This is a genomic window from Micromonospora maritima (genome assembly GCF_902825405.1).
In the GTDB taxonomy this organism is placed as follows: domain Bacteria; phylum Actinomycetota; class Actinomycetes; order Mycobacteriales; family Micromonosporaceae; genus Micromonospora; species Micromonospora maritima.
In genome coordinates this window covers 1-9,412 of record NZ_CADEAU010000202.1, presented here as the reverse complement: position 1 = coordinate 9,412, position 9,412 = coordinate 1, and the positions used below count along the sequence as shown (strand labels likewise).

The 9,412-nt window shown below is 71.9% G+C and carries 8 protein-coding genes, 1 tRNA gene and 1 pseudogene; 6 read left to right on the top strand and 4 right to left on the bottom strand.

The window, feature by feature from the left end; all coding sequences use genetic code 11:
- The 4 genes and pseudogenes from HUW36_RS18305 to HUW36_RS18290 all read right to left on the bottom strand — a co-directional run.
- A pseudogene (locus tag HUW36_RS18305) lies at positions 1-264 on the bottom strand (hypothetical protein); the annotation flags it as partial.
- Positions 265-518: 254 nt separating this feature from the next.
- On the bottom strand, positions 519-1,325 hold the full coding sequence (locus HUW36_RS18300; protein WP_174529286.1) for a WecB/TagA/CpsF family glycosyltransferase: 807 nt from the start codon (positions 1,323-1,325) through the stop codon (positions 519-521).
- A complete protein-coding gene (locus tag HUW36_RS18295) occupies positions 1,322-2,431 on the bottom strand; it encodes an NAD-dependent epimerase/dehydratase family protein (RefSeq protein WP_172967882.1) in 1,110 nt (369 codons plus the stop codon). Before HUW36_RS18295 ends, HUW36_RS18300 begins: the two co-directional genes overlap by 4 nt.
- 71 nt (positions 2,432-2,502) lie before the next feature.
- A tRNA-Leu gene (locus tag HUW36_RS18290) sits at positions 2,503-2,588 on the bottom strand.
- A gap of 210 nt (positions 2,589-2,798) precedes the next feature.
- Here HUW36_RS18290 and HUW36_RS18285 point away from each other — a divergent pair.
- The 6 genes from HUW36_RS18285 to HUW36_RS18260 all read left to right on the top strand — a co-directional run.
- Positions 2,799-3,587, top strand: coding sequence for an FHA domain-containing protein (locus tag HUW36_RS18285; protein ID WP_026267912.1), 789 nt, complete (start codon positions 2,799-2,801; stop codon positions 3,585-3,587).
- Positions 3,588-3,593: 6 nt separating this feature from the next.
- Positions 3,594-4,085 carry an FHA domain-containing protein FhaB/FipA gene (locus HUW36_RS18280; protein WP_091566091.1) on the top strand — a complete coding sequence of 164 codons (492 nt, stop codon included), beginning with the start codon at positions 3,594-3,596 and terminating at the stop codon, positions 4,083-4,085.
- Positions 4,082-5,515, top strand: a complete 1,434-nt coding sequence (locus HUW36_RS18275; RefSeq protein ID WP_174529285.1) for a PP2C family protein-serine/threonine phosphatase — start codon at positions 4,082-4,084, stop codon at positions 5,513-5,515. The genes HUW36_RS18280 and HUW36_RS18275 overlap by 4 nt, the downstream gene beginning before the upstream one ends.
- A gap of 28 nt (positions 5,516-5,543) precedes the next feature.
- The gene (locus HUW36_RS18270; RefSeq protein ID WP_174529284.1) at positions 5,544-7,034 is read left to right on the top strand and encodes an FtsW/RodA/SpoVE family cell cycle protein; all 1,491 of its coding nucleotides are present in this window, start codon (positions 5,544-5,546) and stop codon (positions 7,032-7,034) included.
- Entirely contained in the window at positions 7,031-8,536 is a 1,506-nt protein-coding gene (locus HUW36_RS18265) for a peptidoglycan D,D-transpeptidase FtsI family protein (RefSeq protein ID WP_174529283.1), read from the top strand. Before HUW36_RS18270 ends, HUW36_RS18265 begins: the two co-directional genes overlap by 4 nt.
- 1 nt (position 8,537) lies before the next feature.
- Positions 8,538-9,412, top strand: an 875-nt coding sequence (locus HUW36_RS18260; protein ID WP_174529282.1) for a serine/threonine-protein kinase, incomplete at its 3' end; no start/stop codon positions are given.

The window sequence follows — 9,412 nt, the reverse complement described above, 5'->3', positions numbered from 1 at the left end:
GCACGCCGCGACGACCGTGGCCGGTAGGGCCGCGAGGGCGAGCCCGGCGGCGGCCCGGTCGACCGCCGTGTCACCGGCGCTCTGCAGGCCCGCGGCCAGGACCGCCGCGGTGAGCGCGAGGCCGGTCAGCACCAGGGCGGACAACCATCCGGTACGCCGACGCAGCGCCCGGGCCCGGTCCAGCCCGGGCAGCCCCTCGGCGACCAGGCCGGCGGCCAGCCAGACGGCGGCGACGGGAAGCAGCACGGCGAGACGGTCATCCATGGACCCAGCCTTGCCCAGTTCGGTGTCCGACGAATCGGGGACGACCCCCCGGTTCCCCCGGTACGCGTTCCCGTAGGGGTCATCGCACCGGCGGTATGGCGGTTCCGGAATGTTCACAGTGGCGGTTCCGGCGACCTAGCATCGGGTCGATCGGTCTCCCGGAGCCTCACCCGGGCGGCCGGCGCCACCGCAGCCAACCTCTCCCACCGGCGTCCGGCGGTCCCCCTCACGGGTGGCCGCCGGACGTCGTCGGGTCAGACGTCGAAGGTGGCGGGTCGGCCGGTGGCCGGAGCCGGCGGGGTGGCCTTCCACAGGCCGGTCTTCTGCGCCGCCAACCGGGCCAGGTAGGCCGGGTTGAGGATGACGTAGCGGCGCCACAGCCGCTTCGGCTCCAGGCCGAGCCGCCAGAACCACTCCAGCCCGGCGCGCTGCATCCACGGGGGCGGGTTGCGCAGCAGGCCGGCGTGGTAGTCGAATGCCGCGCCGACCGCCATCAGCGGCATGTCCAGCAGCGGTCGCATCGCGTACGCGAAGACCTCCTGCCGGGGGCAGCCCAGCCCGACCAGAACGAGGCGGGCGCCACTGGCCCGGATCCGGTCGGCGATCTCGGCGTCCTCGCCCGGCGCGACCGCGCGGAACTTGGACGGCTCGACGCCGGCGATCTTCAGTGCCGGGAACCGGCGCTCCAGCGCCGGGACCAGCCGGGCCAGCGTCTCCTCGGTGGAGCCGTAGAGATAGACCGGCAGCCCCTCGTCGGCGAACCGGGACAGCACGCGCAGCGTCAGCTCCGGGCCGTAGACGCGGTCGGTGAGGCCGGCGCCGTGCAGCAGGTTGAGCGCCCAGCGCACCGGCTGCCCGTCGGGGGTGACCACGTCGAACGAGTTGAGCCTGGCGTTGTGCGCCGGGTCGAGCACCCCGGTCATCACGCCGTGCACGGCCAGCGCGGTCAGCGCCATCGGGCGGCGCTCGTGCGCGGCCGCGACCACGGCCTCGGTGGCCCGGTCGTAGTCGGTCGCGTCGACCCCGACGCCGAGCACGTTGCGCTTGGTGTCGGCGGTCATGGCTTCGGCACCCACTTGTCGACGTTCGCCTCGTAGATCTCCCGGAGGATCATCGGCACGTCGTAGGTGATCTTCCAGGCCGGGTAGTGCTCCTCGAACCGGGCCATGCTGCTGACGTACCACTGATGGTCGCCGGTGCGGGCCTGCTCGACGTAGTTGATCTGCGCCTCGCGGCCGGTGATCTCCTGGGCGATCCGGAACGCCTCGATGTGCGAGGTGTTGGAGTGCCGGCCGCCGCCGAGGTTGTAGACCTGGGCGGAGCGCGGCTCGCGGAAGAACGCCTCGAACGCGGTGAGCACGTCCCGGGAGTGGATCGCGTCCCGGACCATCTTCCCCTTGTAGCCGAAGAGGTTGTACGTCCGGCCCTCCATCACGCACCGCATCAGGTACGCCAGGAAGCCGTGCAGCTCGGCCGCGGAGTGCGCCGGCCCGGTCAGCGTGCCGCCCCGGAAGCAGGCGGTCTTCATGTCGAAGTAGCGGCCGTACTCCTGGACCATCACGTCCGCGGCCACCTTCGAGGCGCCGAAGATCGAGTGCAGCGACTCGTCGATCGACATGTCCTCGGTGATGCCGTCGTACCAGTGGTGGTCCTCGGGCAGCTCGTAGCGGGTCTCCAGCTCGACCAGCGGGAGCGAGTTCGGCCGGTCGCCGTAGACCTTGTTGGTGGAACAGTGGATGAACGGCGCGTCGATCGCGTGCCGCCGGGTGTTCTCCAGCACGTTGAGCGTGCCGCCGGCGTTCACGTCGAAGTCGGTGTACGGCTCCTTGGCGGCCCAGTCGTGGCTCGGCTGGGCGGCGCTGTGGATCACCACCGCGATGTCCCGGCCGTACCGCTTGAAGACCTGTTCCAGGCCGTCCCGGTCACGGATGTCGACGGCGTGGTGGGTGTACGCGGTGCCGAGGTCGGCGGCGAGGCGGTCGAGGCTCCAGGCGGTCGAGCCGTCCTCGCCGAAGAAGTACCGCCGCATGTCGTTGTCGATGCCGACCACGTCGAGACCGAGGCCGGCGAAGTGCCGGGCCGCCTCGGAGCCGATCAGACCGCCCGAACCGGTCACCAACGCGACACTCACACGCCACTCCTGGTCCATAGGAGGCAGGGAAACCATCGGAGCATAGCGTGACGTCCGGTACGCCCCGATACGGCGCGAGGGCCCCGCAGCCTGCGGAGCCCTCGTTCTGGTGGGGATGGGGGGAGTTGAACCCCCACGTCCTTTCGGACACACGGACCTGAACCGTGCGCGTCTGCCATTCCGCCACATCCCCGTGGCACGACCTGGAACACCATATCGCATCCCTCGCCCGCCCATCTGCGGCGGGTGTCGGGACATATTACGCTGTCCACTGGTCACGCCACGAACGGTCACCGCTCGTGGCGGGCGAAACTGTAGCACGCTCGCGGGCCTGGTCACGAACGGGCCGACGGCAGCCGGCCGAGCGGCGTGTGAGCTGCGGAGGCGGTGTCCGGATACCATCATTGCCTCGGGACCCGAGGAGGAGCCGGTGAGCGTGCTGCAACGCTTCGAGAAGCGTCTGGAAGGCCTGGTCGAGGGGGCCTTCGCCAAGGTCTTCAAAGGGGTGGTCCACCCCGTGGAGATCCTCAACGCCATGCAGCGGGAGGCCGAGGCGCACAAGGCGATCCTGGCCGGTGGGCGCACGTTGGTGCCCAACCGCTACGTGATCGATCTCTCGCCCTACGACCACAGTCGGCTGGCGCCGTACGCCGCCGCGCTGGCCCAGGAGCTGGCCCAGTCGCAGGCGGAGTTCATCGGCGAGCAGGCCTGGACGGTCTACGGCGACGTGATCGTCGAGGTCGAACGTGGTGAGGGACTGGACACCGGCATGTTCCGGGTCACCGCCGAGGTCTACACCGGCGGCGACGTGGCGCCGGTCTCCGCGCCGGGCGGCTACGACGCCGGTCCGGCCTACCCGGCCTACGACCAGGGTGGCGGCTACGGCCCCCCGCCCGGCCACGGCGGCGGTCGCAACGTCCGCCTGGTCTCCGGCGACGGCCGCACCTACCCGCTCCAGATGGGCTCGACCGTGATCGGCCGTGGCGACCAGGCGAACCTGCGCCTGCCCGACGTCGGCATCTCCCGGCGCCACGCCCGGCTCGACTTCGACGGCGGCCAGGTCGTGCTGACCGACCTGGGCTCCACGAACGGCACCATGGTCAACGGCCAGCGTGTCTCGGCGGTCGCCCTCAACCCGGGCGACATGATCCAGCTCGGCACGACGACGCTGACCTTCCGCGTGGACGGCTGATCCCCGTTGCCGGAGCTCGTCATCACCGTCGCCCGGTTCGGGTTCCTCATCCTGCTGTGGATCTTCGTGTTCACGGTGGTCGGCGTGATCCGTCGGGACCTCTTCGCCGGGGCCCGGTCGGGTCGACTGGTGGCCGCGCCGCGCGGGGTCGGCGCCTCCACCGGAGCGCCGCCGGCGGGGAAGCCGGCCAAGGCCAAGCGGGGTCGGGCCGCCCACCAACTGGTGGTCACCGCGGGTCAGCTGGCCGGCACCCGGATCACCCTGGGCGAGGCCCAGATCACCATCGGGCGGGCGGAGGACTCCACCCTGGTGATCACCGACGACTACGCCTCGGCGCGACACGCCCGGCTCGTGCCGCGTGACGGGCAGTGGTACGTCGAGGACCTCGGATCGACTAACGGCACCTACCTGGATCGCGCTAAGGTCACCGGACCAACCCCCGTCCCCCTCGGCGTGCCGATCCGGATCGGCCGCACTTCCCTCGAATTACGGCCATGACTCTGACCCTGCGCTACGCGGCCCACAGCGACCGCGGTCTGATCCGAGACGGCAACCAGGATTCCGTCTACGCCGGACCGCGGCTGCTCGCCGTGGCCGACGGCATGGGCGGCATGGCCGCCGGTGACGTCGCCAGCAACATCGTCATCGGTGCCATGGCGCCGCTCGACGAGGACGTCCCCGGTGACGCCCTGGTCGACGCGCTCCGCTCCGCCGTGGGCACCGCCAACCAGCAGCTCCGCGACACCGTGGACGCCAACCCGCAGCTGGAGGGGATGGGCACGACGCTCACCGCCACCCTCTTCTCCGGCAGCAAGCTCGGGATGGTCCACATCGGTGACTCGCGGGCCTACCTTCTGCGCAACGGCGAGTTCGCGCAGATCACCAAGGACGACACCTACGTCCAGATGCTCGTCGACGAGGGCCGGATCAGCGCCGAGGAGGCGAGCAGCCACCCCCAGCGCTCGCTGCTCACCCGCGCGCTCGACGGCCGCGACATCGACCCGGAGTACAGCGTCCGTCAGGTGCTGCCCGGCGACCGCTACCTGATCTGCTCCGACGGGCTCTCCGGCGTGGTCAGCGCGGACACCATCGGCGACACCATGCGGGAGTACACCGACCCGCAGCAGTGCGTGGAGCGCCTCGTCCAGCTCGCGCTGCGCGGCGGCGGTCCGGACAACATCACGGTGATCATCGCCGACGCCACCGACCACGACATCGTGGAGGCGTCCCCGATCGTCGGCGGCGCCGCCGCCCGGGACCGGGGCATGGCGACCTCCGCCGACGACTCGACCCCGGCGGCCCGTGCCTCGGCGCTGTCCGCGCCCCGGCCGCCGGCGCCCGAGGAGCCGGTCGACACCCGCGACGACGAGCCCGAGCGGCGCCGGCGGCACCCGCTGCGCACCGCCGCGATGGCGCTCGCGCTGGCGGTCATCGTCGCCGGCGGTGTCTTCGGTGGCTGGAGCTACACCCAGCGGCAGTTCTACGTCGGCGCCACCGACGACGGTCAGCTCGCGGTCTTCCGCGGCGTGCCCGGGCAGGTCGCCGGGCTCGACCTGTCGAACGTGCACGAGCGCAGCCCGGCACGGCTCGACGACCTGACGCTTGCCGCGCAGGAGCGGGTGAAGCAGGGCATCCAGGCCAAGAGCGAACCGGACGCCGAGCGCCGGCTGGCCGAGCTGACCAGCGACGACCCGGCCAACCCGAACCTCAAGCCGCTCTGCCCGCCCGGCCCCACGGCCGGTCCGGCCAGCCCGACGCCGGCGACGACGGCCGGAGCGCTGACCCCGGTCATCACCGGCAGCGCCGTCCCGCCGACCCCGGCGGCCGGCACGCCGACGCCCACGCCGACGTCGACCACCACGCCCGACGCCGTACCCTCCGACACCGACGCGCCGGCCGATCCCGCCGGTTGCCGGTCGCCGGAGTGAGTGTCGGCTCGATCCTGAGGACTCATCCGTGACCGCAGCCGCCGTACCGGCAGCCTCGCCCGCCTCGACGGGCGAGCAGTCCGGCGTACGCCTGGCCCGGTCCCGGCGTAACGCCGAACTGTCCCTGCTCCTGCTCGCCATGGTGCTGGTGGCGGCGTACGCGGCGATGGTCGAGGCGAAGGCGCTGGACACGGTCACCCCGGACTTCTGGATCCCGGCCGCCGCGCTGGGACTGGTCTTCCTGGGGCTGCACCTGGTGATCCGCTGGCTGGCGCCGTACGCCGATCCGGCCCTGCTGCCGGCGGTGGCGCTGCTCAACGGCATCGGCGTCGGCTTCCTGCGCCGCTACGACCTGGCGCAGGCCGCCCCGGCGGACCGGGCGGACCTGGCCATCTTCGCCGGCACCGGCGGCCGGCAGCTCGCCTGGACGCTCGCCGCGGTGGTGCTGGCCGCCGGGTTGCTGGCGATCCTGCGCGACCACCGCACGCTGTCCCGCTACGCGTACACCCTGGGGTTGGCCGGCATCGTGCTGGTGATGATCCCGGCGGTGCTGCCGGGGCGGTTCTCCGAGATCAACGGCGCGAAGCTGTGGATCCGGATCGGTGGCTTCTCCATCCAGCCGGGTGAGTTCGCCAAGCTGGCCCTGCTCACGTTCTTCGCCTACTACCTGGTGCGCAAGCGCGAGGTGCTGTCGCTGGCCAGCCGGCGGGTGCTCGGCATCGACTTCCCGCGCGGGCGCGACCTCGGCCCGGTGCTGGTGGTCTGGCTGGTCAGCCTCCTGGTGCTGGTCTTCGAGAAGGACCTGGGCACCTCGCTGCTCTACTTCGGCATGTTCGTGGTGACGCTCTACATCGCCACCGAGCGGGTCAGTTGGCTGCTCATCGGTCTGCTCCTGTTCTTCGGCGGCGCCTACCTGGCGTACGTGCTGGGCAGCACCGTGGGCGGGCCGTTCGCCAACTTCTACGACCGGGCGCAGATCTGGCTGGACCCGTTCGCCGAGCCCTACGACCGGGGTTACCAACTGGTCCAGGGCCTGCTCACGCTCGGCACCGGTGGCCTGTTCGGCGCCGGGCCGGGCGGTGGCCAGCCGACGCTGCTGCCCGAGGTGCAGACCGACTTCATCTTCGCCGGCATCGGTGAGGAGATCGGCCTGTTCGGTCTCTCCGCGCTGCTGGTGGTCTACCTGCTGATCGTCGAGCGGGGCCTGCGCGCCGCGCTGGCGGTGCGGGACTCGTTCGGCAAGCTGCTCGCCGGCGGCCTGGCGTTCACCCTGGGCCTCCAGGTCTTCGTCATCGTCGGCGGGATCAGCAAGCTCATCCCGCTGACCGGCCAGACCACCCCGTTCCTGTCCGCCGGTGGCTCCTCGCTGATGGCGAACTGGCTGCTGATCGCGGTGCTGCTGCGGGTGTCCGACGGCGCCCGCCGGCCGGTCACCGGCGGGGGTGGCCCGGCCGCCCGGCCCGCCGGCGGTCCGCCCGAGCAGCTGCACGGCGCCCCGACGGAGGTGATCCGGCCGTGAACGCACCCCTGCGCCGCGTCGGTGTGGTCGTGATGGTCCTGTTCGGGCTGCTCTTCGCGAACCTGAACTGGATCCAGGCCTACAAGGCCGACGAATACCGCACCAGCGACTACAACGGTCGGGTCCAGGTCGCCGAGTACGACCGCAAGCGCGGCAACATCGAGGTCGGCGGCACCGCGTACGCGCTCAGCAAGGAGACCGGCGGTGAGCTGAAGTACCAGCGCACCTATCCGGGCGGGAAGACGTACGCGCACGTGCTCGGCTGGAAGCCGGTCAACGGCGGCGCCAGCGGCATCGAGCGGATCGAGAACGACTTCCTCGCCGGCACCAGCGACGCGCTCATCGCCAACCGGATCAAGGACATGTTCACCGGTGACGAGACCGGTGGCGGCAACGTGCTGCTGACGCTCTCCAAGCGGGCCCAGGAGACGGCGTACAAGCAGCTCAACGACAACCAGGTGGGTGCCACCAAGGGCGCGGCGATCGCGATCGACCCGCGTACCGGTGCGGTGCAGGCGCTTGTCTCCATGCCGAGCTTCGACCCGAACCCGCTGGCCAGCCACGACAGCACGGAGGCCGACCGGGCCTACAACGCGCTGGAGAAGGACAAGGACCGGCCGCTGGCCAACCGGGCGCTGTCCGAGGTGCTGCCGCCGGGCTCCACCTTCAAGATCGTCATGGCCGCGGCGGCGCTGGAGAACGGCATCGGCCAGCAGACCCAGATCCCGGCCGGGCCGAGCTACACCGCGCCGGGCGCCGGGGTGCCGATCAAGAACGCGGCACCGTCGATCTGTCCCCAGTCGCAGGTCACCCTGCGGGAGGCGGTGACCAAGTCCTGCAACACGGGCTTCGCCCAGCTCGGCGTGCGGCTCGGCGCGGACAAGGTCAAGGAGAAGGCCCGGCAGTTCGGCTTCGAGCAGGAGGACCTCACCGTCGGGCAGAACGGTGACGGTGGCCTGCCGGTCGCGGCCAGCCGCACCGGCGACATGCAGAACCCGGACGGCGGCACCGACCCGGCCGCGCTCGCCCAGTCGTCGATCGGCCAGAACAACGTGCGGATGACGCCGTTGCAGGGCGCCCTGATCGCCGCCGCGGTGGCCAACGACGGCAGCCAGATGCGCCCGTACCTGGTCAAGCAGCTGCTCGGCCCGGACCGCACCACCGTCTACGACGCCGCCAAGCCGCGCGAGCTGCGCCGCCCGGTCAGCAGCCAGGTGTCGGCCGACCTGCGGTCGATGATGCAGAACGTGGTGAAGGAGGGGACCGGCGAGCGGGCCGCCATCGACGGCTACGTGGTCGGCGGCAAGACCGGCACCGCCCAGTCCGGCCCGGACACGCCTGACCACGGCTGGTTCATCGGCTTCGCCCTGGACAAGGACGGCACCCCGCTCTCCGCGGTCTGCGTCGAGCTGGAGCAGGCCGGCAGCGGCGGCAGCGCCGAGGCGGCCCGGATCGCCGGCCGGATCATGGCGGCGGCCATCGCCGACTCCGGGAGGCGCTGACGTGCTCAGCCCGGGTGTGCAGCTCGGCAACCGCTACCGCCTGGACGAGCGGATCGCCAGCGGCGGCATGGGCGACGTCTGGCGCGGCACCGACCAGGTGCTGGGCCGTACCGTCGCGGTCAAGAGCCTGCTCCCCGCGCTGCTGGACGAGCCGGGCTTCGCCGAGCGGTTCCGCGGCGAGGCGCGGACCATGGCCACCATCAACCACCCCGGCGTGGTCGACGTCTACGACTTCGGCAGCGACCAGCAGATCGCCTTCCTGGTGATGGAATACGTGGAGGGTGACGCGCTCTCCGCCACGCTCAGCCGGGTCGGCCGGCTCACCCCGGCCCGCACCATGGCGCTGCTGGCCCAGGCCGCGGACGCGCTGCACGCGGCGCACGAGAAGGGCATCGTGCACCGGGACGTGAAGCCCGGCAACCTGCTGGTGCGGCCGAACGGCACGCTGGTGCTCACCGACTTCGGCATCGCCCGCTCCGACCTGGTCGGCCAGCTCACCGCCGCCGGCTCGGTGCTCGGCACCGCCTCGTACATCTCTCCGGAACAGGCCACCGGCGCGGTCGCCACCCCGGCCTCCGACGTCTACGCGCTCGGCGTGGTGGCCTACCAGTGCCTGGCCGGCCGGCGTCCCTTCGAGGGGGACAATCCCCTCGAGATCGCCATGAAGCACGTACGCGACGCACCCCGGCCGCTCCCCGCCGACATCCCGCCCCAGGTGCGCGCGATCGTCGAGCGGTCGATGGCCAAGGATCCGGCGGCCCGCTGGCCCAGCGCCGCCGCGCTGGCGAGCGTCGCCCGCCAGGCCAAGCTCGCGCTCTCCCAGCAGGCACGCGCCGGGCACCCGATCTCCGGCGCGCCGGCGTCGCCCGCCGCGCC